Raw genomic sequence first — 24562 nt, 5'->3', positions numbered from 1 at the left:
TCGCGAGGAGACGGTGGTCCCGGTCCCGCCGAGTACGTCACTCGCCGTCGGTCGTCGCCGCCCGCTGCGACCCATCGATAAACGCCGCTGTGAGCTTTCGCTGGGCCTCTCTGAGGTGTTCGTGGAACGTCGGCGGCGAGACGCTCATCGAGTCGGCGAGCTCCTCGCCGGAGTTACTGCGCGGCCACGCGAAGTAGCCGCCGTAGTAGGCCAGCTCGAGGGCGGTTCGTTGGCGGTCGGTCAGCGAGTCCGACAGGCGCGTGCGAACCTGTTCGAGCGATTCCGGTGCGGCCGCGAGTTGCCGGCGGGCGACCGTCCGAGCGTTCGGATAGACCGCGGTGATCTCGTCGACGACGTCGCGAACGTCCGTTCCTCGCGGGAGGTGAACCGTCACCGTGTAGTCGCCGCCGCGGAGGGCCGCCGCCTCGACGTAGCCGCCGTGGGCGTCGATCGTCCCGAACAGCGGCGGCGAGTCGATCGTCAGTTCGAACGTGACGTCGCCGGCCGAGCGCTCGACGACGTCGAGATCCTCCCAGTGGGGCACGCACTCGACGAGCGACTCGAGTCGCGGGATCGTCTCGGCGGCCGTCGTGCCGAACTCGAGGTAGCGATCGTCGTCGACCCGAACGACCCGATCGAACTGGACCGTGTGGTCGTCCATCTCGGGCCCGTCGACCATCTCGACGGCGTCCTCGAGGACGAGTTCGAGTTCGGTCAGCTCGTCGCCGAGCAGGACGCGCTTTCGCTCGACGGCGGCGATCGCGTGGCCGAGAATCTCGCCGAGTTGACCGACGACGTCGCGTTCCTCGTCCGTGAAGGCGTTCCGGCGCGCGCTCGTGACGCCGAGAACGCCGTACAACGCGCCGTCGTGGGTGATCGGAATCGCCGCAGCCGCCCGATAGCCGCGCTCGCGGGCGTCGGTGCGCCAGGGCTCGAAGTCGGGGTCTGCGAAGACGTCGGGCGAGACCTGTACCTCGCCCGTGCGGATTGCGGTCCCGGCCGGCCCCCGCCCGGCGGGGTCGTCGGGGTCGATCGACAGCGGAATCGAGTCGACGTAGCCGTCGACGCCCGCCTCGACGCGGTGGGTGATCGTCTGCGCCCGCGCGTCGGCGTCCGCGACGAACGCGAACTCGTAGGACGGCGAGTCGGCGAGCGACTCGCAGGCCGCCGCCTCGAGTTGGGCTCGCGTCGAACCGCTGACGATCGCGTCGTTGATCTCTCGGACGACGCCGTTGACGTGGTTGAGCGCCGCCAGCCGGGCCCGCTGGGCCTCGAGTTCGCGCTCGCGCAGCCGCGCCTCGGTCACGTCCCGGAGGATCGCAAGGTGTGTATCCGGCAACACGTTGGCGACGGCGGTGTACTCGACGATCCGCTCGCTGCCGTCGGGACGGCTGACCGAGAACGAGCCGCGGTGGCGGCCGCGCTCGACGAACTCGTCCCAGTTCGAGCCGATGTCGTGGTCGTCGCCGATGAATTCCTTGAGCGAGCGCCCCGTCAGCGCCGCGTACTCGAGGCCGAACAGATCGGTCGCCGCCGGGTTGGCCGCCGTAATCTCGCGTTCGTTCCCGACGACGATCGCGTCGTGTGCGTTCTCGAAGATCGCCCGCAGTCGCCCTACGTCGGCCTCGAGTTCCCGCTCGCGCTCCCGACGACCGGAAATCTCGCGACAAAGCACCGTCATCCCCGTCTCGTCGGGGTAACACCGGGCTTCGATCCAGGTGTCCGTCGGCTCGTCGAACGCCGCGGCAGTCAGCGGTTCGCCGCGCTCGTTCGCTCGCTCGTGGGCGTCGCGAAAGAGCGCATCGAGGCGGTCGGGAGCGGTCGCCGTCGTGCCCGCGGTCTCCTGGGTTCCCTCGTCGGCCGCTTCGGTCGCGGCGCTCGCGTCGTCGTCGTCTCGTTTCTCGCCACCGTCACCGCAGTCCTGCTCGAGGAGCGTCCGTACTCGGTCCGAAACGTACGTGTACGCGAGGTCGGTATCGAGCGCGTAGCACGGATCGGAGATCCGCTCGGCCGCGGCCGAAAAGCCGGGGCCGTCGTCCGCCGCTGGCGCTCCACGATCCGTCGATCGGCGCGTATCACCCATGGGTCTATCCCACCGTCCGGCCGCATAAGCCCGGCGAGTAACGCAGTATTTCCAGTGGTGACAACCATCGTTGTCCCCCCGATAGCCGCATGGATCACGTTCGCGTCGACTCGAGCCGAAAGAAAGCGCAGATTTCGGCGACTGCGTCGACCTACTCGTCCTCGTTCTCGTCGCCGTCGGCGTCCGTCGAGTCCGCGGCGACGGGTTCGATCGTCCGAACCAGCGACGCGATCGTCTCCCGATCCCGCTCCGGGTCGACGTCGAAAGCCGGAACGACGTCGTCGTCCGCCGCCGGAACGCCACCGTTTGCGACCGGCGTCTCGTCCGCGCCGGCCGCGCCGTCGACTGCACCGACGGACGCCGCGTCGAGTCCCTCGAGCGGCAACACGCCGCCGGCCATGCCGAGCGTCGACTCGAGCGGCCAGACGGCGATGTGGCCTTCGGCGTCGATTCGAGGCGGCTCCGCGGATTCGTTTTCGTCGGCTCCGGTGTCGTCTGCCTCGTCGACCGCGGTCGCGAGCGGATAGGCGACGTCGAAGACGAACCAGACTCCCTCGTTTCCGTTCGCGGCCTCGAACTCGAGGGTGTTGCGCGTCTCGTCGACGCGCAGTCCCTCGCTCTCGAGGGTGTCAACGAACTGCGACCGGGCCTTCGGCGCGGCCTTCTCGAGGGCCGAGTCGGGATCGATCCCCAGACTCGACAGCGACGGCGAGATCGAGAGATCGACCGTGAACAGCGATCGAACCGGGATCTCGCTGCCGGCTGCCGCCTCGAGGCCGTCGGCGGGGTCGGTCGGCTCGAAGACGGTCGTTTCGGCCGTAATCGACGCCAGAAGAACGCTCGATTCGCCGGTCCGGTTCCCCTTGGCTCGCCACGAATCGGCCAGCGATTCCGGCAGGTTGGCAGTCATCGCTTCCGTCTACAGCGGCGGTGCCTTTCGGTCTGCCGGTTCGTTCAAGTTCGAGAACCAGGTCCCGTACTCACACCCGACGGAGCGACGAACACCGACGATACGCTCGTCGGTGCTACCGGTTCCCCTGTTCGGAGCTGCGGTCCTGGTGGCGAACCCGAACCATGCCGTCGGAGGTAACGCCGACGATCAGCGGCGTCGAGATCTGTCGTCCTCTCACGGCGGACCCGGCGGCGTCGCTGACGATCTTCATCAGATCCGGTGCGGTGTGGTCGACCTTGACGCCCTGTTCGTCGCAGGCGTCGTACACCTGCTGTGGAACGTCGTACAGGTCGGTTCCGGCCGGAACGCGCACGCGGACCGGCGCTCGCAGCGCCTCCGCGAAGGCGACCGTCTCGCGGGCTTTCTCCAGATTCTCGCGCGCGCTCGACTCGATCGACGAGACGTTCGCCCGCGAGGTCCCCAGCGCGTCCGCGATGTCGGCCTGGGAGACGTCGCGTTCGCGCAGCGCCAGCACCTGCGCCTGTCGGTGCGTGAGCACGCTCGTCTCGTCGTCGAAGCCGATCTCCTCGAGCAACTCCTCGACGTCGTCGATCATCGCGACCGCCTCCGAAGGGAAATTAGAACTCGAGTGCGAACGCGGGTTCGAACGCGCGCTCGATCCCGAGTCCGTATCCGAACCGGANCCCTGCCGCAGCCGATCTCGCGAACACCCATATACCAGTGTGAAACGCCGCCGGGATCAAAGCTCCCCCGGTCCGACCGCTCGCCGGACCTCGCGTCACGGGCGACCGACGGCCGAACGGTATATATCGGTTCCGTGACTGTCATCGGCCATGAACGTCGACGAGGCCGCGAGGACCTGCGAGGGCGTCCTCGAGGCAATCGGGAGCGCCGTCATCGGGGAACGGGAGCTGTTCGAAACGATTCTGACCGCCGTCGTCGGGCAGGGACACGTCCTGCTCGAGGACGTTCCCGGAACGGGGAAGACGCTGACCGCGCGGACGCTGGCGACCGCGCTCGACCTCGAGTTCGCCCGGATCCAGTTCACGCCGGACCTGCTGCCGGCCGATATCACCGGAACGCACGTTTACGACGAACACGCCGGCGAGTTCTCCTTCGAGGCCGGACCGATCTTCGCGAACGTCGTCCTGGCCGACGAAATCAACCGCGCGCCGCCGAAGACACAAGCGGCGCTGCTCGAGGCGATGGGCGAAGGCCAGGTCTCGATCGGCGGGGAGACGCGCGACCTGCCCGACCCGTTTTTCGTCATCGCGACGCAGAACCCCGTCGAACAGGAGGGGACCTTCCCGCTGCCGGAGGCGCAGGTCGACCGCTTCATGGTCAAAACGAAGATGGGATATCCGGATCGCGCGGGCGACCTCGAGTTGCTGGACCGGCGGGCGAGTCGCGACTCGCGGACGCCGACGGTCGGCAGCGTCGTCGACCGCGAGTCGGTCCTCGACCTGCAGTCGGTACCCGAAACGGTCGCCGTCGAGCCCCCGATCCGGGAGTACCTCGTCGACGTCTGTCGGGCGACGCGCGACGACGAGCGCGTCGACGTCGGCATCTCGCCGCGCGGTCTCCAGCGGCTCTTCGAGGCGAGTCGCGCCCGCGCGACGCTCTCCGGGCGCGACTACGTCGCCCCAGAGGACGTCCGCGCGGTCGTCCACCCCGTGTTGGACCATCGGCTCGTCCTGACGACGGAGGCCGACGTCCGCGGCGTCGATCCGCGGACGGTCGTCGAGAGTGCGCTCGAGAGCGTGCCGGTCCCGTCGATGGACGACTGAGACGGATTGCTGTCCCGATGTCCCGGCACAACCGCCGCCCGGGTCGCGGGTGCGCCGGACCTGACGGACAGTAACCCGTACGAGACGCGATTGCGACGACGCGTTTCGATACCCTACCTCATCGTCGTCTCTCGATTTCTTCGCTAACCAGTAGCTATATCAACTGGTTTGTGGAAGCTGCACCCGCGCGAACAGTGCGCCACGAAGTGCAGTGTCCGTGACACGTGCTCCGTGCCTCACGTCGCGAAGTTCCCCTCGTGGGAACGAGAGTCACCTTGGGGGGTGCTCTTTCGGAGTCGAGCGTCCACTTCTACTCGAGCGATGCGTCGATAGCACTACGACGTGCGATGACGCGTCGCTGTCGAGACGAACCGTCATATCGCGACGGAGACGGTGACGGCGCCGAGCGAGGCGGCTCCGACGCCGGGAACGACTCAGTACTCGAGTTCCCAGCGTTCTTCGTCCGCCGCGGCGAGTTCGTCCGCGACGCCGTCGGCCAGCCGATACTCGTCGCCCTCGCGGACGACCGTCCCCGCCCGTTCCAGGTGCTCGAGGTGGGCGTACGATTCGCCGGGCCCGTGGAGGATGTGGATGCTCTCGAGGTCGCCGAAGAGGTCGTCGCTGACGGTCCAGGTGTTACAGGGCCCCTTTCGATCGAGCGCGTCGAGGACGCGCCAGGATCGTTCCTCGTGGTGGTCGATGATGTGCTGGGCGCGGGCGGCCGGCTCCGCGATCGGATCGCGGTGGCCCGGCCACGCGCGGTCGTAGTCGGCGTCGACGATGCGCTGGAGGGCCCGCAGATACTTCTCGAGCGGGTGGTCGACGCGGACGTCGGCGCCGCCGACGTTCGGCGTGTAGACCGGGAGGAGCGCGTCGCCGGAGAAGACCGCGTCCTCGCCGTCGATGGTCGTCTCGAACATGCTGAGTCCCGCGGCGTGGCCCGAGGCGTGGACGACCTCGAGGTCGCGGTCGCCGACCGAGAACGTCTCGCCGCCCTCGAACGTCGTCACGGTTGGGGTCGCGTTCGACGTCTCGCTGCCGGCCATCCGCTCCCGGAGGACCTCCCGCTTGGCCTCCGGCATCCCCCACTCCTCGAAGTACTGTTCCTGCCGGTCGTGCATCGCCGCCCAAGCGTCCTCGTCGTCCTCGACGAGCGGCGCGTCCGATTCGTGGACGTAGACCTCGGCGCCGCTTTCGGACTGAATCTCGCCAGCCAGCCCGGTGTGGTCGCCGTGCCAGTGGGTGAGAAAGATCCGGTCGACGTCGGCGAACGTGAGGCCGCGCTCCGCGAAGGCCGACTCGAGTTGCTCGCGCGTTCCCGGCATGCCGTCGCCGGTATCGATCATGGTTACCTCCCGCTCGTCAGCGAAGAGGTAGGTGTTGTTGTCCCCTTCGAACGCAGAGTTCGACAACGAAAGTCGTTCCATGGTACCGGTAGACACGGTGGACTGACAAAACGCTTCGGTCCGCGGAAGTCAACGCCTGATCGCGGACTCACCCGCGAAGCGCCCACGTCACGAGCACGAGCGCGAGCAGCCCCGAACCGACCGCGATCGCCGCGTAGGCTGGGTCGGTGACCGGGACGTCGGCCGTGATCCACCGGTAGAGCGCGACGACGCTCCCGGCGACGAACGCGCCGGTCAGCAGCGAGCCGCCGACGTGGACGAGTTCGGCTCGCAACGTCGCCGCCTCTCGGCCGAGTTCCCGCCGCACGCCGTCCGCGTACTCGCCGATATCCCACAACACGAACGACCCCGCGGCCGTCACGACGGCGGTCTCGACCTGTCCGACGACCGCGAGTCCGACGGCCAGCAGGAAGATCGAGCCAGCGGCCAGCGCCGCCCCGATCGCCCGCGGTGGCAGGATCCGAACGACGCGCAGGATCGTGACCGTCCAGAACAGCGCCGAGAGCACGCCGAGCACGGCGACAAGGAGCACCGCCGCCAGCGCGAACGGCGGAAACGCGCCGATCAGGTCGACGACCGACGGCGGCGCCGTCCCCTCGAGCAGCCCCGCGAGATCGGCCTCGAGGGCCGTCTCCGAGAGCGCGCGGGCGAGGACGAGCGCGACGAGCGCACCGCCGGCGATCGGGGCGAGCAGCCGCGCGAGAATCCGGGCGACGCTCCGCCCGAGGGCGCGCCGACACCACTCGAGGGCAGCCAGCGACACCAGAGTACCGAACAACACGACGAGTGCGACTCGCAGCCCCGGCGCCGTGACGAGCGTCGCGAGCGCGTCGCCGGCGGGCGCCGGGACCGTTCCCCGAAGCTCTGCGGGCGTTATCGGAACCGAATCGACCGACTCGAGAGCCGGTGCTGCGGCGACCGCCGCGAGTCCGCCCGCGAGCGCGATGCGAGTCACCATCGAACACGACCAGCGCGTTCGCGCGACCGCATCGACGAACGTTCGCCGGCCGTCCGGCGGAACGAGCCGCTCGAGGGGGAGGTAGCCGAGCGTCAGCCGCGTCGCAACCGCCGTCGCGAACAGCAGTCCGGCGAAGGTGAGGACCGCCCACGAACCGTCGGCCGCAACGACGACGGTTCCGGCGGCTCCGAGGAGGTCCGTCGCCGCCGTACCGGCGTGTTCGCGGACGCCGGATTCGGGAACGAGTCGGAGGACGAGGACCCCGACGACGCCGACCGCGGCCAGCGTCGTCCCCGTCGCGCCCCGGCGAACGCCGCCGTCGCCGAGTCGGTCCCAGGAAACGAGCCCCGCAGCGAGCGCCGCGACGACCAGCGCCCAGACCGAAAGTCCGGCGAAGAGTCCGACCTCAGAGGACGTAAGCACCAGCGCACCGGCCACCAGTAGCGGCGACGCGACCAGAATCGCGACCGGAACGGCGACCGCGCCGCCGAACCCGCGGACGATCGGCCGATCGCTCGCGAGCAATCGCGCACCCGTCGCCGCGCCGAGGCCGGCGACGATCGCGAGCGCCGCCAGTTCGGTCCCGACGAGTTGCGAGCCGACGACGACACCGATCGACAGCGTCGCGACGACCATCGCGACGTCGCTCGCCGTCGGCCGCGCCAGCGCCCGCCAGCAGGCGCGCTCGAGCACCCCGAGGGTTTCTTTCGCAGTCTCGAGGGCGACCGCACGCCACGATCGATCGGACTCGGAGCGCGAACCGAACGCGGAGTCGCCGACACTTCCGGCCGCAGAATCGGAACTCACGGCGATCCGCCTCCGTTCTGCGCGCGAAACGCTCGTGCGAGCCCGACCGACACCGGCTCCGTCAGGTTCCAGTCGACGACGACGGCGCCGACGCCGCGGAGCGCGTCGATTCGGTTGGTTCGCTCGAGTCCGACGGCCCGCATTCCCGCCGACGGATCGCCCGTCTCGGTCGCGGCGGTCACGTCGGGGCTGACGACCGTGACGGCGCGACCGTGGGTTCGCAGCGTTTCGACGAGTTCGACGCCCGCGTCGTCGAGCAGCGGCGTGCAGAACGCGACCTGCGCGCGGTTCGGCAGTCGTCGCTCGAGGTCGACCGCCAGCGAGCCGCCGTCGGCGACCGCCGAGCCCGTCCGCGATCGCCTCGAGCCCCGGTTTCCGGCGGTCTCAGTTTTGGTTCCGGCGGAGACGTCCTCGAGCGTCTCCTCGACCCGACGGCGAACGCCGCCGTCGGCGCCGGGATCGACCCACTCGCCCGACAGCGACGCCAGACCGGTCCGGTTGCCGTCTTCGATCGAGGCCACGACGCCTCGGGAGGCGGCGTAGAGGGTGAGATCGAACGAGTCGGGGCCGCCTTCGGGACGCTCCCGGTGGGCGTCGCGGCGGTCGTCGACGACGAAGACGATAGTGACGGCTCGCTCCTCGCGGTACTCGACGGTCGTGAGTTCGCGCGTGCGAGCGTACCGGTGCCAGTCGATTCGGTTGATCGGATCGCCGCGGCGATACTCCCGCGTCGAGAAGAACTCGATGCCGCTGCCGCCGTCGTCGGTCGGCGCCTGCCCGACGAACTGAATCGTCCGATCCTGAAAGGGGAAGGCGTCGAGCAGCGTCTCGCAGGTGAACTCGGCGTCCCCCGCCGGCTCGCGCTCGACGGTCGCGAGGGCCGTCGCGGGAAGCGACCGCGCCCGAACCGTCATCGACCCGAACGCGTACTCGCCGCGGGGCGGCGTGAGTTCGTACTCGTGTGCGACGGTCTCGCCCGGCTGGACGGCCGTCGCGAACGCGGGCGAGCCCCGCGTCACCGGAACCTCGGCCGGCGGTTCGTCGACGACGCGAACGTCGGGGACCACCCGCGACGACTCGTTCGTCACCGCGATCGTCACCGTCACCGACCGTCCCGGGCGAACGCGCGTCTCCTCGAGTGTGCGTTCGAATCGGAGTCCATCGGCGGTCTCGACGCGCGCTCCGTCCTCGGCGTCCGATCGTTCGTCGTCGCCGTCGTTCGCGGACTCGGCACCGGGCGCGGATGCGCTTCCAGATTCGGCCGCCGGCTCCGTCGCCGAAAGCGCCGGCGTTCGGCTCGCTTCGCCGACGAGGACGAATCCCAGCGCGACGATCGCGAGGAAAAACAGCGCCGGCAACCCCAGCGCGACGGCGACGAGACACGTCACCAGCGCGACCACGAGCGCGACCTGCCAGCGAGCCTGTCGGCCGCGGTCGCTCACGCCGACACCTCCGCGGCCGACGCCGCAGTTCGATCGTCGGCGCTCGAGTCGTCCCCCGAGTCCGCGCTCGAGCGTGCCGCCGTCGCGTCGGTCGTCGTCTCGGGCCGCTCGATCGTCGCCGCGGACTGCAAGCGGTCGATTTCGTCGAGCGTCGCCTCGAGGTGCCGGCCGAACGGGTCGGACGTGGTCAGCAGGTCGACGAGCCAGCACCACAGCGGCGTCGACGGTCCGTCGGGCCCCGCGAGGAACGCGCGAGCCCGCGGGTCGTCGGTCCAGACGCCGGCCTCGACCGCCGCTCGAGCGTCGTCGTCGGCGACGCCGGCGCGGTTCGCGTACGCCGTCGCCGCGACCGGCCGCAGCGTCTCGCAGAGCGATTCGCGCGCCGCCTCGCGAACGTCTCGAGGCTCGTCCTCGTAGGCCGTCGCGAGCGAAATTTGTTCGTCGATCGACGCGCCGACGACGGTCGACCGAGCACTCGAGTCGCGAGGATCGACCGGCGTCCACGACCGATCCGACGAGCCGTCATCGACGAGCGCCGACGTCGCCGACGGCCGGAGTCGGCTCGCGATTCCGACCGTCGGCGCGAACGCGACGAGCAACAGTACGAGCGCGAGCACGACCGTCTCGGGCTCGAGTGACGCGACGACCGGTTCCAGCTCCGGCACGGTCTCGAGGACCAGCGCCGGCCGAAAGAGAATCAGCCCGCCGGCGGCGACTAACGCGACTGCGGGGACCGTCAGGAGTGCGAGCCCGACGGTCGACGGCGTTCTACTCATCGCACTCGCCTCCGTTCGACACGCTCCCACTCGAGTGGTCGTCGTCGGCGTCGTCGCCGTCACCGCCGCCGTCGCTCGCCTCGTTCTCGAGCGCCGACCGCAACTCGTCGTGGGCCGTCGCCGTCGGCTCGAGGTAGGTCTCGGGGTCGCGGTCGCCGTACTCCACGTCGCGGAAGGAGTCCGTAATCGTCTCGACCGGCTTCGATGGTGCGCCGGCCTCGGTGGCTCGGCTGGCGACCTCGGCCGGCGTCGCCGTCGCGACGCGACCGCGGTACATGGGCGCGGCGTCGATCACGCTTTCGAACGCCCGTCGGATGCGCTCGCGCGCAGGGGTCTGCGTCGGCTCGATTTCGTCCTCGTCGGCCGTCGCTCCGCGGCCGAACAGCGACGCGCTGGCGCTGGTCACGCGGTCCGACGCCGACCGCACCGCGCCGGTCAGCGCTGCCAGCACGAGACCCGGAAGTTCGGCGAGCGACCGAAGCTCTCGCAATCTCCCGAGCGCTCGCTCGAGAGCCTGCGAGCAGGCGATAACGGCCGACAGCGCGAGCGAGACGACCCGTCCCGGAAGCGAGAGAATCACCTCGATCGGATTCTCGCGCGTGTAGAAAATATATCCGAGAGACAGGAGCACGATGGCGACTATCGCGGCCGTCAGTCCGTCTCCGGAGAGACCGGGAACGGCGTCCTCGAGGGACGACTCGTCACCGCCGTCTTCGGTTCCGCCGGCGCCGTCGTCGCTCTCGTCGTCTGCGTCGTCGTCGCTGCCGTCCTGATCGGCACTCGAGTGATCGGGTGCTTCGAGCGGATCGTCGTCGGTATCGCCGGATTCGGCGTCGGTATCACCCACTTCATCGGAGCCGTCGACGTCGTCCGTCTGGCCGTCGTCGGTATCTGAGCCGTCACCGCTTTCGCCGTCGCCATCGCCGCCGTCTGTACCGTCGGCGGATCCATTATCGCCGTCTACATCGTCGTCGCCGTTCCCGTACTCGGCGTCGTCACCGGTCTCGATATCGTCTCCGTCGTCGCCGTCAGCGTCGGTTGCTCCGTCGCTTCCGCCCGCATCGTCGTCGAGATCGACGTCCGACTCGTCGAGGTCGTCGAATTCGTCGGCGTCCTCAGGCGGATCGATATCGTCCTGTTCCTCGAGGTCCTCGAGGTCGTCCGACTCGAGTTCCGACCCGAACTCCCCGTCGATACCGCCGGTGTCGTCGAACAGCGACAGCACCGATGCGAACCCGTAGAGCGCGCCTTCGACGAGCGAGTTATCGGCGCCGGCGGCGCGGTCTGCGAGGGCGCCGCTGAGCGAGTCGTCTCCGAACTCGCCGCCCGTTCCACTGCCGCCGTTTCGGTCGCTGCCGTCAGAACCACCGTCACCCTGATCGGCCCCGTCAGGGGCCAGCGGCGGCTCTGACTGTGCCTCTCCGTCCTCGAGGTCGGTCTGTGAGTCGCCATCGAACACGCCCGAACCCGGCGACTCCGACGCGAGCATCGGCATCGCACTCGCCGCGAGCACGAGACCGACGATCGCACAGCAAACTGCACCGACCGCGAGGAGCCGTCGTCCACTCCCCGAACCTGCAGCCATCGATTGCCTAACAGTCGTTCGAAGTGGTATTTACGTCTTGTTGCCACGAACGGCGAAACTGCTGTGAAAAACGCGGTCGGTCGACGACTGTCCACTGTCCACTCGAGGGGCGACGTCTACGAGCCCCAGAAGTTCTCTCGGCTGCCGAGTCGCTCGCGGCGGCTGGACGGCCCCTCGTCCGCACCCTCGCTCTCACTCTCACTCTCGTCCGTCGATTCCGCGTCATCGGACGCGTCGTCGTCGTCGTCCTCGTCACCGTCCATCGGCAGCAACTCGAGTTCCTCGGCTCGAGCGTGGTTGCTGTGGACCCGCGTGACCTCGACGCGGGCGCGCGCCTCCGGCAATACGCCGTCGACCATGACGATGAAGCCATCTTCGGTGCGGCCGACGCCGGCGCCGCTCTCGTGCATGTCGACGACGTCGACGACGATCTCCTCGCCGGGTTTCACAGGCTGGGTTTTGAGATCCTCGATGGGCTGGCTGTAATGATTGCACCACTCTTTTCCACCGCGGTCGCCGTAGTGCTGACACCCCATTCCCGAGATTCGCTCGGAGAAGCTCGGACAGTCGTCGGCGAGCGGACAGTCTGCCATACTACGCACTATCAGCGGCGGCGTTAAACCGTTTCCGTCTCGTGATCCCGTACCGCTGCGTGAAAAACGCTGGTAGCTGGCCCCGAGCGGGCCGCTACCATCGTAACACCAACCGTTCGCAACCGCACATGTGTTAAATAAACGAGGCTGGCCTGAAAGCGCGTTTCGAAAAGGTTTACGGTACGGACGTAGCAGTGATAGATGATGAAAATCCTCGTTACGGTCAAAGAAGTCGCGACCGTTGAAGACGAGTTCGAAATCGAGGGTACTGCAATCGCCGACCAGTACCTTGGTGCCGACCTCAACGAGTGGGACGACTACGCCATCGAAGAGGCCGTCCAGCTCCAGGAGGACGGGATCGCTGACGAAGTCGTCACGGTCACGATCGGACCCGAAGACTGTGAACAGACAATCCGCCAGGCACTCGCGAAGGGTGCCGACCGCGCCGTCCGCATCTGGGACGACTCCCTCGAGGGCGTCGACCTGCTGGACGTCAACGCCAAAACCGAGATCCTGAGCGCCGTCATCGAGGAGGAAGACCCCGACCTCGTGCTGACGGGCGTCCAGGCCGGCGACGACAGCTTCGGCGCCACCGGCGTCTCCGTCGCCGAACACCTCGGCTACCAGTGGGGCGCCGTCGTCAACCACCTCGAGCACGACCTCGACGATGGCGTCGCGTCGGTGCGACGCGAACTCGAGGGCGGCGTCGAGGAGCTGACCGACGTCGAGCTCCCGGCCGTCCTGACGATCCAGACGGGGATCAACGAGCCCCGCTACGCCAGCCTGCGCGGCATCCGCCAGGCCCAGCGCAAACCGCTCGACGTCCAGGGTCTCGACGACCTCGGCGTCGACGACAGCGCCGTCGACTCCGACCTCGAGCTCACCGACATGTACGAGCCAGAAAGCGAGAGCGACGTCACCGTCTGGGAGGGCGGCGCCGAGGAGACCGCCGCCGAGTTAGGTGACCTGCTCCGCGACAAGGGGGTGGCACCATGAGTGACGTTCTCGCCGTCGCCGACCACCGCCGCGGCGAACTGCGCGACGTCAGCTACGAGATTATCACCGCTGGCCGCCAGCTCGCCGACGAGACGGGCGGCGACCTCCACCTCGCCGTCATCAGCGGCACCGTCGACGACTTCGCGGAGAAACTCAACCGCGAGGGCGTCGACGCCATCCACACCGTTTCCCACGGTGAGGAGTTCAACCACGACGTCTACACGCAGGCGATCACCCAGCTCTACGACGAGCTCGCCCCGCAGTTCGTCCTGACGCCGAACAGCGTCAACGGCCTCGACTACGCGCCCGCCGTCGCCAAGGCGCTCGATCTCCCCGTCGTCACCGACACCGTCGGCCTCGAGACCGACGGCGACACGCTCGTGGCCACCCGCGAGATGTACGGCGGCAAGGTCGAGACGACCAACGAACTCTCCGGCGAGGCCGTCGCGACGATCCGCGGCGCCGAGTGGCCCGCCGCTGAGGGCACCGGCGACGCCTCGGTCGAGGCCTTCGACGCCGACATCGACGAGGACGCCGTCGGCTCCACGGTAACTGGATTCGAGGAAGTCGGCGGCGGCGACGTCGACATCAGCGAGGCCGACGTACTCGTCTCCGTCGGCCGCGGGATCGAAGAAGAGGATAACCTCCCACTCATCGAGGAGCTCGCGGACGCCCTCGACGCAACGATTTCCTCGTCGCGCCCGATCGTCGACAACGGCTGGCTGCCCAAAAACCGCCAGGTCGGCCAGTCCGGGAAGGTCGTCACGCCCGACGTCTACATCGCGATCGGTATCTCCGGCGCCGTCCAGCACGTCGCCGGCATGAAGGGTTCGGATACGATCGTCGCGATCAACACCGACCCCAACGCCCCGATCATGGACATCGCCGACTACGCGATCCACGACGACCTCTTCGACGTCGTTCCTGCGCTGACCGAAGAGTTCCAGTAGCGGTTCGACGTTTACTTTCGGTTTTTTTGTCGCAGCTCGAATCCCTTCGAGCGACAGCGACAGGAACACGATAGCGATCCGCACAGTCGCCGACCGCGAGCTACCGAAGTCCGACGATCACCAGCGTGATACCCAGAAGCGTCCCGACGGCGACGAACGCGGCGCCGATCGCCCCGAGTAACTCCGGGGCGGTCCAGCCCGTGATCTCGTCTTCGTAGCTCATGACGCTCGCCGAGAGGAGCAACGAGAGACCGGCTCCGAAGATCATCGTCGCGAGGTCGACGCCGAAGGGATTCCCGAGGTCTGCCATACGATCCGGAGCGATGCGTGTGAAAATAACGCTGTTGCCGTCGGTCGCAACCTCGACGAGCCGGTCGCAACCGTCACGTACTTTTCGTCCCCATCCTAACCGCGGGTAATGGATCGTCTGGAGCGCCGTCGAGCGCTGATCGAGGAGCGCCTCGTCGAGGTGGTCGACGGCCTCGAGCCGGACGCGCTGCGCGAGGAGGTCCGACACACGGCCCTCTCGGGCGGCAAGCGCGTCCGACCGATGGTGACGCTGTTGACCTGCGAGACCGTCGGCGGATCGGCCGAGGACGCGGTTGATTTCGGCGTCGGCATCGAACTCGTCCACAGCGCCTCGCTCGTGATCGACGACATCATCGACCGCTCGGAGCTGCGCCGCGGAACCACCAGCGCGTGGGCCGAGTTCGGCTACGGCCCGGCGATCGTCTCGAGCGACGGCCTACTCGGCGAAGCGTTCGCGCTCTTTTCCTCGGACCCGCAGGCCACGCAGGTCGTCGCCGAAGCGATGGTCGAACTCGGCGTCGGCGAGGCGACGGAGCTGTCGGCCGAACCCGAAACCGAAGACGAGTACATGACGCTGGCCCGGCGCAAGACCGGTGCGCTGTTTCGCGCCGCCGCGGAGTTGGGTGCCATCGCGGCCGACTCGGACCCGCGGACCGTCGAGGCGCTCGGCGAGTACGCCGAACGGGTCGGTGTCGCCTTCCAGATCAGAGACGACGTCCTCGACGCGATCGCCGAGCCCGGCGAACTGGGGAAGCCGACCGGCCACGACGCCGCCCTTGAGCGGCCGTCGGTCGTCCAGGTGACCGATCTCACGCCCGAGGAGGCAAACGCCCGCGCTCGAGCCGAGTCCGACCGCGCGCTCGACGCGCTCGACCGCGTGGAGGTGGTCGATCCGACGGCGAGAGAGTACCTGCTCGAGCTGGCCGAGTTCGTCGTCGAACGGGAGCGGTAAGCGACGAGAAGGGCGGTTGAGGGCGGTGTCTCAGGGCTCGCCCATTCGCAGGATCGGCTTGATCGTATCGCCGCTCTCGGAGTCCTCGACGGCCTGTTCGATCTCCTCGAAGTCGTAGTAGGTGACGAGTTCGTCGAACGGGAACTTCCCCTGCCGATAGAGGTCGACCAGATCCGGGATGAACTCCTGTGGCATCGAATCGCCCTCGACGATACCGGTGATCGTCCGGCCGTTGATGAGGAGGTCGTTGACGTCGTAGCTCGCCTCGGTTCCGAGCGCTGGCGCGCCGACGATTCCCATCGTTCCCCGCTGGGTAAGCGTCTGAACGGCCTGTTCGGCGACGTCTGGGACGCCCGTCGACTCGAGGGCGTAGTCGACGCCGCCGTCGGTGTACTCCCGGACCGCGTCGACCACGTCGTCGACCGACTCCGGGTTAATCGTCTCGGTCGCGCCGAGCTCGGCGGCCATCTCGAGTCGGTTCTCCTTTAAGTCGATCGAGACGACCTCGGCACACCCCTTGAGATCGGCGGCCATAACGGCTGAGAGTCCGACGGAGCCGGCGCCGAAGATCGCGATCGAGGAGCCGGCCTGCGGGTCGAGCGAGTTGATGACGGCGCCCGCGCCGGTCTGGATCCCACAGCCGAGCGGGCCGAGCAACTCCAGCGGGACGTCGTCTCCAGTCTCGACCGGAACCACGTTGCGCTCGGTTGCGATCGCGTGAGTCGCGAACGACGACTGGCCGAAAAAGCGGCCGCTGAGTCGGTCGCCGTCCGCCGACAGCGGCGAGGTGCCGTCGGGACGCTGGCCGCCGAAGTTGTGCTCGAAGAACGACTCGCAGTAGGCCGGCTGCCCCGCGTGACAGCTGTGGCAGTCGTCGTCGTAGTCGAAGCTCAACACCACGTGATCGCCGGCTTCGACGTTGCTCACGCCGTCGCCGACGGCTTCGACCACGCCGGAGCCCTCGTGGCCCAACACCGCGGGCAGGGGTGTCGGGTACAACTGGTCGCGGACGATCAGATCCGTGTGACAGACGCCGGTGCCGACGATGCGGACGAGCACCTCTCCCGTCTGGGGTTCCTCGAGGTCGACGGTTTCGATCTCGAACGCTCCGCCCTCTTCAGAAACGACCGCTGCGTCGATCTCCATACTGTCTTCTGTTACCAACCGTCGAGATGAAGCTTTGGGGTCGACGCGGGTCTCGAGTCAGGGTGTCAAAACGAACGCGGCCTCGTACGGATTGCTGTCCCGATGTCCCGGCGCAACCGCCGCCCGGGTCGCGGGTGCGCCGGACCTGACGGACGGGAAATCGTATCAGAGCCGGTCGGTCGAGCGGGCGCTGCTGGCGTCCTCCGGTTCCTCGTCCGCGTACCGCGATTCGAGGACGGCGAACGTGAGCGTACTGGCGATCCCGAGCAGCGTACCCACGGTCAGCGCCGCCGCCAGAACGTTGATCCCGACCTCGTCCAGGAAGTACGCGCTCACCGCGTAGAGGACGACTGCAATCGAGATTACGTAAAAGGGCGCGTTGAGATAGCGCCACTCGAGTCTGCCTGCGATGTACTCGTCGGTGATCTGGCCGAGGCTGGTGGTGATTCCGGCTGCGGCAATCCACTGAATCGAGCCGTAGACGAGCGCCGCCACTACGACGGGAGCGCCGACGTCGCCCGAGGCCGACTCCTGGACCGACTCGAGGGTGTTCATACCGCTGACGCCGCCCAGTACGAACAGCGCGGCGGCGACGACGTAGGCGAGCAGCGTCGTCCGGCCGGCGTACAGCGATCGGCGGGCGCGCTCGACGGCCTCGTCTAGGCGCTCGCCCAGGCCGAGCCCCCGCGAGATCAGATAGAGCCCGAGCAGCGCGGAGGTCGTCCCGATGACGAACCCCGGCATCTCGAGGGCGCTGCCGATCAGCGCGAGCGGGTAGATCAACAGGAGGATGCCGAGCGGGATGAGGACCGTGCCGCGCGTCTCCGGATCGTTCAGCACCTGTTTGAACGTGTAGTACATCGACTCCAGGTTCTGGGCCTGCCGGACGACGACGCGGCGGACGCCGTCGATGGGGACCCGCGAGCGGATGATCGGGATGACGGACTCGTCCTGTGCGCCGTCGGTGATCACGAGCGCGGTCACGTCCTCGGCCGTCGAGAGGCTCGCGAGAACGGTGTCGACCTCGTCGCCGACCTCGCGGTTAGCGTTGACGTCACCCTCGTCGTTGCCGGTGACGACGGCGACCTCGACGCTCTCGTTTCGGTCGGCCAGGTCGTCGTAGACGTGCAGCCCCTGGAAAATTACGTTGACGTCGGAGTCCTCCGGGTCCGCCGTCGCGAGGGCGACGGCCGCCTCCTCGACGGGTTCGCGGCCGATGACTGGCGTCGAAAAGCCGGTCTTGCGACCGAGGTCGTCGTCTAAGTCGACACAGAGGACCAGCAGCATCTATCGACCGTTCGAGCGCCGGGTATTTCCATCTTCTGGGGACGACAAAATGCGGACCCGGCGCTCGAGCGGCGAGTCGACGCCGGTCCGATTCCGTTCGCCGTCTTCGGGACGCTCTCGCTACTCGTCCGGATACTTCGGCGTTCGCTCTTTGGCCCGCTCGAGCGACGTTTTGACGACGTCCTGGACGTTCCCGTGGAAGACGCTACCGTGACCCGCGTACATGTGCTCGACGCCCTCGGGCATCCGCTCGAGCAGTTCCTCGATGCTCTCGATGAGTCGGTCGCGCGACTGGCCGGCCATGTCGGTCCGGCCGAAGCTGCCGTAGTCGAAGGCGCCGTCGTCGTGGACGACCACGTCGCCCGAGAACAGCGACGAGTCGGAGACGAACGAGACGTGGTCGTCGGCGTGGCCGGGCGTGTAGACCACGTCGAACGCTTCGTCGCCGATCGTCACGGTATCGCCGTCCGCGAGTTCGTGGGTGCGCGTCGCATGGTCGTCGTAGGCGTAGACGTCGGGGTCGAACGCCTCGGCGACGGCCTCGAGCTGGGCGACGTGGTCGCCGTGCTGGTGGGTCATCACGACGCTGTCGACGTCGTCGGTGTGGCTACGGATCTCGTCGACGACGCCGTCCCAGCCGCCGGCGTCGACCAGGGTCGTCGTTCCGTCCTCGCCGATCGCGAGGAAGGCGTTACAGGTGAACGTCTCGGCGTCTTCGGTGACGTGGTGGACCTCCATACCACCTAGCTCGTGAGCCGGGCCCAAAACAGTGCTGTCCGCGATTGCGGGCGGCGTTTCGGGGTTCTCGATCCGCCGCCGTCCCCGACTCTTTGCTATCATCTTGGCGACAGAACCAGTTGGGAACGGTGAGATATCCAATTGTAAACCAATCACCACGAGATTTTTCACTTCCGATCCCCAATGGAACACTGTATGGGATTCGGGAGCTACGACGAATCCGAACAGCAAGAAGTCGACGCTGATTTTGACGACGACGATGCGGTACAGTCCGACGAGACCAACCACGACGGAACGATCGAGTTCGAAAACGGCGCCTCGAGCGACGAGTTACTCGATCGCCTCCAGGAGATCAAAGACGAGAGTTGATCGATCCGGATGAAATCCGGGGCGCGGGGGTTGGGTATCGCTGAATCGACGGCTGACAGCGACAGCCAAAGCACGGTCGCGGGTGCCGTCGTCCGCGCCGACCGCGTTCTCGACGGACTCGCCTACCGACGGTGTACGGTCGGCGGAACCGACGCGACCGACGCCGTCGTGGCGCTCGTCGACGACCTCGGTCGGCCCGACGTCCGGTACCTCCTTCTGGGAGCCGTCGCCCCCGCGTGGTACAATCTGCTCGATCTCGAGCGGATCCAGATGGCCGCCGACCGGCCGGTTCTCGCGGTCACGTTCGAAGCGAGCAACGGACTCGAGGCCGGCCTCCGGGACGCCTTCTCCGGCGCGGAACTCGAGGCGCGACTCGAGACCTACCGCTCGCTGCCCGAACGCCGGGAACTGACGGTCAACGACGAGACCGTCTACGTGCGCCACGTCGGGTGTTCGTGGGACACGGCCCAGGCGGTCGTCCGCGCGTTCACGCCGGAGGGTGGCCGTCCGGAGCCGATTCGAGTCGCGAGCGTGGCCGCTCGAGCGGGCGAGACCTACCGCGGGCGGGTCGACGGCGACGGCGACAGCGACGGCGACGGCGATTAGGACCCCGCTCGAGTGCGACGTCCACGACGACAGCGACGCCGACCGCGAGAGCTATCAGCCGCTACCCGGACACGGTCACGACGTCGCCCAGTTCGGGCGCGCTCGAGTCGAATCCCTCGCCTCGCAGCTCTTCGGCGAAGGCCTCGCAGCGGTCGCCGTGGTTGATCAGTACCTCGCTGTCCCGGTAGGACTCGAGGAACTCGAGGATCCCGTCGCGGTCGGCGTGGGCCGAGAAGTCGTACTGTTCGACCCGCGCGCTGACGGGCATCATCCGCCCGTCGATCTCGGCGCTCCCGGTCTCTAAGAGGTCCCGGCCGGGCGTTCCCTCGACCTGATAGCCGGTCATGGCGATCTTGTTCGTCGGGTTCGCCCGAATCTCGGGGATGTAGGTCATCGCCGGCCCGCCGGAGAGCATCCCGCTGGTAGTGATGATCGCGGCCTTTTGGTCCGTAATGCGCTTGCGCTGGCCGTCGCGACCCGTGACGAATCGCGCGCTCGAGATCGCTCGCTGGAGCGCGTCGGCGTCGCGGACGAACTCGGGGTACTGACGCAGCATTCGGGTCACCGATTTTCCCATCCCGTCGACGTAACAGGGAACGTCGTGGGCCTCACAGACGAGCAGCATCTCCTGTGTGCGGCCGATCGCGAAGGCGGGAACGACGACCGTGCCGCCCTCCCAGAGGGTCGTCTCGACGCTCTCGGCAAACCGCTCCTCGACGACGGCGCGATCCTCGTGTTCGACGTCGGAGTAGGTGCTCTCGCAGACGACGATATCGGCGTCGGGCCGCGCGGTCGTTCCCGAAACGAGGCGTTGATCGTCGGTGTGGAAGTCGCCCGTATAGAGCAGTCGGGTCTCGCCGTCGTCGACGAGCACGTGCGCGCTGCCGGGGATGTGGCCGGCGTTGAAAAACGTCACCTCGTGGCCGGCCGCCTCGAAGGACTCTCGGTAGCCGTGGGTCTCCGAGACCTGCGTCACTCGCTTGACGTCGGTCTCGGTAAAGGGGCAGTGAAACGATCCGCCGTGGAGTTTCAGGGTGTCTCGAGCCAGCGTCAGCGTCAGTTCGTACGTCGGCGGCGTCCAGTGGATCGACGGCCGCGCGTCGCCCGATAGCAGGGCGGGGACCGCCCCGACGTGGTCGAGGTGGCCGTGGGAGACGACGATCGCTTCGGGGTCGGGCGTTTCGACGGGGAACTGCGGCGGGTTCGCCGTCAGCATCCCGAAGTCGAGCAACAGGGCGTCGTTTACGACGATCGCGCTGCGGCCGACCTCCCCTGCACCGCCCAGAAACCGAATATCCATTAGCGATCGGTTGTCGTTCGTGCTGTTTGACAACGTCGATTGACCGGCGTCCGAAGTGTGAGATCACAGCCCGAGGTGTGGTCGAACTACTGGACTCGAGGGGCGCAACCGGTTCGAATCCCTCTCGAGGCCCAGCGCCGACGGACGCGGTATCAGAAAAGCATAGGATCGGGTGCGTCAAACGAACGCACGGATGTACAACTCACTCGACGAGCGGGACATCAAGATTCTCTTTGCGATCGCCGATCGGGAGACCGACAACACGGAAGTCATCCACGAAGAGACCGACATTCCGAAGTCGACGGTTCACTACCGCTTGCAGAACCTCAAGGAGGAGGGAGTTATCACGAACGATCTGTACGAACTCGATCTCGACAAAGTCGGCCTGGGACTGACCATCATCTCCGAGGTCTGGGCGGAGTTCGACGAGGGGTATCACGAACGAGTCGGCGAACAGCTCGCCGATATCGAGGGCGTTAACCAGGTGTATTTCACGATGGGCGATACCGACTTCGTCCTTCTCGGGCGGCTGACCTCGCGGGATATGGTCGAGAAACTCGTCGAGGAGTACGAATCGATCGACGAGATCAACCGGACGAGTTCGAAGTTCGTCATCTCGACGATCAAGACGAGCGAGGGGATCGGGACGCTGCGTAACTACGATCAGGCGTCATTTCTCGAGGCACACGGTTTCGCCGACGATGCGGAATAGCCACCGGCCGACCGCTCGCGTATCGTCCCCTGTCGCCGGGACGCCAGGCTCGTCGCTACTGGGTGCCGACGAGGGTTCGCGTTTCGACGGGCACGGTCAGCGTCGACAGCCGACGATACCGAAGCGCTCGACGGCGGCGTCTCCGCCACCGCTGTCCGCTCATTCGTAGGCCGGGATTCCCGTGAACGCCTCGCCGAGGACGAGGGTGTGGATGTCGTGGGTGCCCTCGTAGGTGTAGACCGTCTCGAGGTTGGCCATGTGACGCATCGGCGAGTAGTCCGTCGTGATGCCGTTCCCGCCGAGCATCTCGCGGGCGATCCGTGACTGGTCGCGGGCCATGCGGACGTTGTTTCGCTTGGCCATCGAGACGTGCTGGGGACGCAGCTCCCCGCGTGCTTTCAGTTCGGTGAGGCGGGAGACGAGCAGCTGGGCGAGGGTGATCTGGGTGCCCATCTCCGCGAGCTTGCGCTGTTGAAGCTGGAACCGGCCGATCGGACCGCCGAACTGGTCGCGATCTTTCGCGTACTGGCGGGCCTCCTCGAAGCAGTCGCGCGCGGCGCCGACGGCACCCCAGGCGATGCCGAACCGAGCCTGCGTGAGACAGGACAGCGGCCCTTTCATCCCGGAGACGCCGGGGAGAACGTTCTCCTCGGGCACGTGAACGCCGTTCAGCCCGATCTCGCCCGTAATTGAAGCCCGCAGTGAGAGCTTTTCGGAGATTTTGTTGGTCGTGACGCCGTCGCGGTCGGTCTCGACGAGGAAGCCCCGAACCGGCGCGTCGGGGTCGGACTGGTCGCGCGCCCAGACGACGGCGACGTCCGAGATCGGCGAGTTCGTGATCCAGGTCTTCGAGCCGTTTATTACGTAGCCGTCGCCGTCTTCCTCCGCGCGGGTCTCCATCGCCGACGGGTTCGAGCCGTGTTCGGGCTCCGTGAGGCCGAAACAGCCGACGGCCTCGCCGCTACCCAGTTTCGGCAGCCACTCCGTTTTCTGCTCTTCGCTCCCGTAGGCGTGAATCGGATACATCACGAGCGCTCCCTGGACCGAGGCCATCGAGCGCAGCCCCGAGTCACACGCCTCGAGCTCTCGCATCAGGAGGCCGTACGCCGTCTCGGAGACGTTCGGCGAGCCGTACCCCTCGAGGTTCGGGGCATAAAACCCCATGTCGCCCATCTCGGGAATCAACTCGGTGGGGAAGGTCCCGTTCTCGAAGTGGTCGCCGATGTCCGGGCGCACCCGCTCGTCGACGAACTCCCGGGCCGTGTCCCGAATCAGGCGTTCTTCGTCCGTGAGCTCCGACTCGAGGTCGAGGAAGTCGAACATCAGTTGCGTCCCTCCGCGGTACTCGCTCGAATCGCGTTACAGAGGATATCCATCCCGACCGCCGCCTGTTCACGGGTAAGGACGAGCGGCGGTATCAGTCGCAGTACGTTTCCGTGCCGGCCGGCGTTCCAGACGAGGAGCCCGTTTTCGTAACAGCGGGTCTGGATCGCCTCGACCAGATCGGCGTCGGGCTCGCCGTCGTCGACGAACTCAGCGCCGACGAACAGTCCCTTGCCCCGTACGTCGACGACCTCCGGTGTCGTCTCCGCGACTTCGTGGAGCCGATCGCGGAGGTACTGCCCGAGCGTCGTCGCGTGTGACAGCAGGTCGTGGGATTCGATGTATTCGATCGCTCGCAGTCCGCCGACCATCGCCGGCGCGTTGCCGCGGAAGGTCCCGACGTGGCCGCCGGGCCCCCACGTATCGAACTCCTCGTGATAGAGCATCGCCCCGATCGGCAGTCCGGTCCCGCCGAGTGCCTTCGCCATCGTGATCGCGTCAGGGGTCATGTCGAAGTGGTCGGTCGCGAACCACTCGCCGGTTCGACCCAGTCCGGTCTGAATCTCGTCGACGATCAACATCGCGTCGTTGTCGTCTGCGATATCGCGAAGCCCCTGGAGAAAGCCTTCCGGGGGAACGACGACGCCACCCTCGCCCTGAATCGGCTCGACCCAGATGCCGGCTGGCGTCTCGTGACCGCCGTAGGGCGCCTCGAACTTCCGCTTGACGGCGTCGAGACACCGCTCACAGGCGTCCTGACCGCCTACGCCCGCGTTCCGCATCGGATAGGGGACGTGAACGGCATCCGCCAGTAGCGGGCCGTATCCCGCTTTGTACTTCTTGCCCGCAGTGAGACTGAGTGCCCCAGCGGTCGTCCCGTGGTAGGCACCCTCGAAGCCCAAGAGCCCGTGGCGACCCGTATTGTGTTTGGCGAGTTTGATCGATCCCTCGATCGCGTCGCTCCCGCTCGGGCCGCCGAACACGACGTTGCTCGAGCCAGCCAGGCCCCCAGGAGCGATCGTTCGCAGTTTCTCGATGAGGTCGACTCGCGCCTCGGTCGGGAAATCGATCGTGTGTGCGACCGACTCGAGTTGCTCCTGCGTTCCCTCGAGGACGTAGGGGTTGGAGTGACCGACGTTCAGAACGCCGATCCCCGCAAAGAAGTCGAGGAAGGTGTTTCCGTCGACGTCACGAACCGTCGCCCCTCGCGCCTCCTCGAGCGCGATGGGGACTCGGCGCGGATACGCCACTGCGTTGCTGTCGATCTCTCGTTGTCGCTTCAGTAGTCGCCGTGAGTTCGGTCCCGGCACCTCGTCGACCGATGGTTCGGTCGCGAAGTGAAGGTCGCCGATCGATGGGCCTACGGCCATGGGTCATAATCACACTCCAGGAATATATTGGTTTGGATCCTACTGTATCGCCCATAGTAGCATTACATCCAATATAGAATTTTATATTGGATAATATCTAACAAGCCGTAAGCGACCGCCCGAGAAACGGTACTCGAACAGCGCTTTCGAGTGA

22 protein-coding genes and 1 pseudogene are annotated in these 24562 nt (G+C 67.3%); 7 read left to right on the top strand and 16 right to left on the bottom strand.

Features of this window, described 5'->3' with window-relative positions; genetic code table 11:
* Positions 1–37: 37 nt before the first annotated feature.
* The 3 genes and pseudogenes from C493_RS14355 to C493_RS14345 form a co-directional block, all read right to left on the bottom strand.
* Positions 38–2083, bottom strand: a complete 2046-nt coding sequence (locus C493_RS14355; RefSeq protein ID WP_007260181.1) for a bacterio-opsin activator domain-containing protein — start codon at positions 2081–2083, stop codon at positions 38–40.
* A gap of 151 nt (positions 2084–2234) precedes the next feature.
* On the bottom strand, positions 2235–2993 hold the full coding sequence (locus C493_RS14350; protein ID WP_007260180.1) for a hypothetical protein: 759 nt from the start codon (positions 2991–2993) through the stop codon (positions 2235–2237).
* Positions 2994–3108: 115 nt separating this feature from the next.
* Positions 3109–3597, bottom strand: a pseudogene (locus tag C493_RS14345) (Tfx family DNA-binding protein); the annotation flags it as partial.
* A 232-nt stretch (positions 3598–3829) separates the two neighbouring features.
* On the opposite strand from C493_RS14345, the gene C493_RS14340 reads away from it, so the two are divergent.
* Complete coding sequence (locus C493_RS14340; RefSeq protein WP_007260178.1) at positions 3830–4783, top strand: AAA family ATPase; 954 nt, start codon at positions 3830–3832, stop codon at positions 4781–4783.
* Positions 4784–5217: 434 nt separating this feature from the next.
* Here the strand turns inward: C493_RS14340 and C493_RS14335 are convergent, their stop codons facing one another.
* From C493_RS14335 to C493_RS14310, 6 genes are all read right to left on the bottom strand, one after another.
* A complete protein-coding gene (locus tag C493_RS14335; protein ID WP_007260177.1) occupies positions 5218–6210 on the bottom strand; it encodes an MBL fold metallo-hydrolase in 993 nt (330 codons plus the stop codon).
* Positions 6211–6277: 67 nt separating this feature from the next.
* Entirely contained in the window at positions 6278–7954 is a 1677-nt protein-coding gene (locus tag C493_RS14330) for a DUF7519 family protein (protein WP_007260176.1), read from the bottom strand.
* Positions 7951–9396, bottom strand: a complete 1446-nt coding sequence (locus tag C493_RS14325; protein WP_007260175.1) for a DUF58 domain-containing protein — start codon at positions 9394–9396, stop codon at positions 7951–7953. The genes C493_RS14330 and C493_RS14325 overlap by 4 nt, the downstream gene beginning before the upstream one ends.
* On the bottom strand, positions 9393–10172 hold the full coding sequence (locus C493_RS14320; RefSeq protein WP_007260174.1) for a DUF7269 family protein: 780 nt from the start codon (positions 10170–10172) through the stop codon (positions 9393–9395). The genes C493_RS14325 and C493_RS14320 overlap by 4 nt, the downstream gene beginning before the upstream one ends.
* Positions 10165–11757, bottom strand: coding sequence for a DUF4129 domain-containing protein (locus tag C493_RS14315; RefSeq protein ID WP_007260173.1), 1593 nt, complete (start codon positions 11755–11757; stop codon positions 10165–10167). The genes C493_RS14320 and C493_RS14315 overlap by 8 nt, the downstream gene beginning before the upstream one ends.
* Before the next feature lie 116 nt (positions 11758–11873).
* Positions 11874–12350 carry a TRAM domain-containing protein gene (locus tag C493_RS14310; protein ID WP_007260172.1) on the bottom strand — a complete coding sequence of 159 codons (477 nt, stop codon included), beginning with the start codon at positions 12348–12350 and terminating at the stop codon, positions 11874–11876.
* Positions 12351–12554: 204 nt separating this feature from the next.
* Here C493_RS14310 and C493_RS14305 point away from each other — a divergent pair, with 204 nt between their 5' ends.
* Together C493_RS14305 and C493_RS14300 are read left to right on the top strand one after the other, a co-directional pair.
* Positions 12555–13346: an electron transfer flavoprotein subunit beta/FixA family protein gene (locus C493_RS14305; protein ID WP_007260171.1), complete on the top strand. Its 792-nt coding sequence runs from the start codon at positions 12555–12557 to the stop codon at positions 13344–13346.
* Entirely contained in the window at positions 13343–14296 is a 954-nt protein-coding gene (locus tag C493_RS14300; protein ID WP_007260170.1) for an electron transfer flavoprotein subunit alpha/FixB family protein, read from the top strand. The genes C493_RS14305 and C493_RS14300 overlap by 4 nt, the downstream gene beginning before the upstream one ends.
* 100 nt (positions 14297–14396) lie before the next feature.
* On the opposite strand, the gene C493_RS14295 is transcribed toward C493_RS14300, so the two are convergent.
* Positions 14397–14606 carry a hypothetical protein gene (locus C493_RS14295; RefSeq protein WP_007260169.1) on the bottom strand — a complete coding sequence of 70 codons (210 nt, stop codon included), beginning with the start codon at positions 14604–14606 and terminating at the stop codon, positions 14397–14399.
* Positions 14607–14714: 108 nt separating this feature from the next.
* Here C493_RS14295 and C493_RS14290 point away from each other — a divergent pair, with 108 nt between their 5' ends.
* Positions 14715–15557, top strand: a complete 843-nt coding sequence (locus C493_RS14290) for a polyprenyl synthetase family protein (RefSeq protein WP_007260168.1) — start codon at positions 14715–14717, stop codon at positions 15555–15557.
* Between the two features lie 30 nt (positions 15558–15587).
* Here C493_RS14290 and C493_RS14285 read toward each other — a convergent pair whose 3' ends face one another.
* The 3 genes from C493_RS14285 to C493_RS14275 form a co-directional block, all read right to left on the bottom strand.
* Positions 15588–16703: an NAD(P)-dependent alcohol dehydrogenase gene (locus C493_RS14285; RefSeq protein ID WP_007260167.1), complete on the bottom strand. Its 1116-nt coding sequence runs from the start codon at positions 16701–16703 to the stop codon at positions 15588–15590.
* 165 nt (positions 16704–16868) lie between these two features.
* The gene (locus C493_RS14280) at positions 16869–17990 is read right to left on the bottom strand and encodes a DUF373 family protein (protein WP_007260166.1); all 1122 of its coding nucleotides are present in this window, start codon (positions 17988–17990) and stop codon (positions 16869–16871) included.
* Positions 17991–18110: 120 nt separating this feature from the next.
* On the bottom strand, positions 18111–18728 hold the full coding sequence (locus tag C493_RS14275; protein ID WP_007260165.1) for an MBL fold metallo-hydrolase: 618 nt from the start codon (positions 18726–18728) through the stop codon (positions 18111–18113).
* A gap of 195 nt (positions 18729–18923) precedes the next feature.
* Here C493_RS14275 and C493_RS14270 point away from each other — a divergent pair, with 195 nt between their 5' ends.
* Together C493_RS14270 and C493_RS14265 are read left to right on the top strand one after the other, a co-directional pair.
* Entirely contained in the window at positions 18924–19097 is a 174-nt protein-coding gene (locus C493_RS14270; protein ID WP_007260164.1) for a DUF5786 family protein, read from the top strand.
* 9 nt (positions 19098–19106) lie between these two features.
* Complete coding sequence (locus tag C493_RS14265) at positions 19107–19703, top strand: endonuclease dU (RefSeq protein WP_007260163.1); 597 nt, start codon at positions 19107–19109, stop codon at positions 19701–19703.
* Between the two features lie 61 nt (positions 19704–19764).
* Here C493_RS14265 and C493_RS14260 read toward each other — a convergent pair whose 3' ends face one another.
* Complete coding sequence (locus C493_RS14260) at positions 19765–21003, bottom strand: MBL fold metallo-hydrolase (protein ID WP_007260162.1); 1239 nt, start codon at positions 21001–21003, stop codon at positions 19765–19767.
* Between the two features lie 193 nt (positions 21004–21196).
* On the opposite strand from C493_RS14260, the gene C493_RS14255 reads away from it, so the two are divergent.
* Positions 21197–21715 (top strand): Lrp/AsnC family transcriptional regulator, encoded by a 519-nt coding sequence (locus C493_RS14255; RefSeq protein ID WP_007260161.1) that lies wholly within the window; start codon positions 21197–21199, stop codon positions 21713–21715.
* 159 nt (positions 21716–21874) lie between these two features.
* Here C493_RS14255 and C493_RS14250 read toward each other — a convergent pair whose 3' ends face one another.
* Both C493_RS14250 and C493_RS14245 read right to left on the bottom strand, forming a co-directional pair.
* Positions 21875–23038 (bottom strand): acyl-CoA dehydrogenase family protein, encoded by a 1164-nt coding sequence (locus C493_RS14250; RefSeq protein ID WP_007260160.1) that lies wholly within the window; start codon positions 23036–23038, stop codon positions 21875–21877.
* The gene (locus C493_RS14245) at positions 23038–24408 is read right to left on the bottom strand and encodes an aspartate aminotransferase family protein (protein ID WP_007260159.1); all 1371 of its coding nucleotides are present in this window, start codon (positions 24406–24408) and stop codon (positions 23038–23040) included. Before C493_RS14245 ends, C493_RS14250 begins: the two co-directional genes overlap by 1 nt.
* Positions 24409–24562: the final 154 nt, after the last annotated feature.

It is taken from the genome of Natronolimnohabitans innermongolicus JCM 12255 (genome assembly GCF_000337215.1).
Lineage (GTDB): Archaea > Halobacteriota > Halobacteria > Halobacteriales > Natrialbaceae > Natronolimnohabitans > Natronolimnohabitans innermongolicus.
This window is presented reverse-complemented; position numbering and strand designations above follow the sequence as displayed.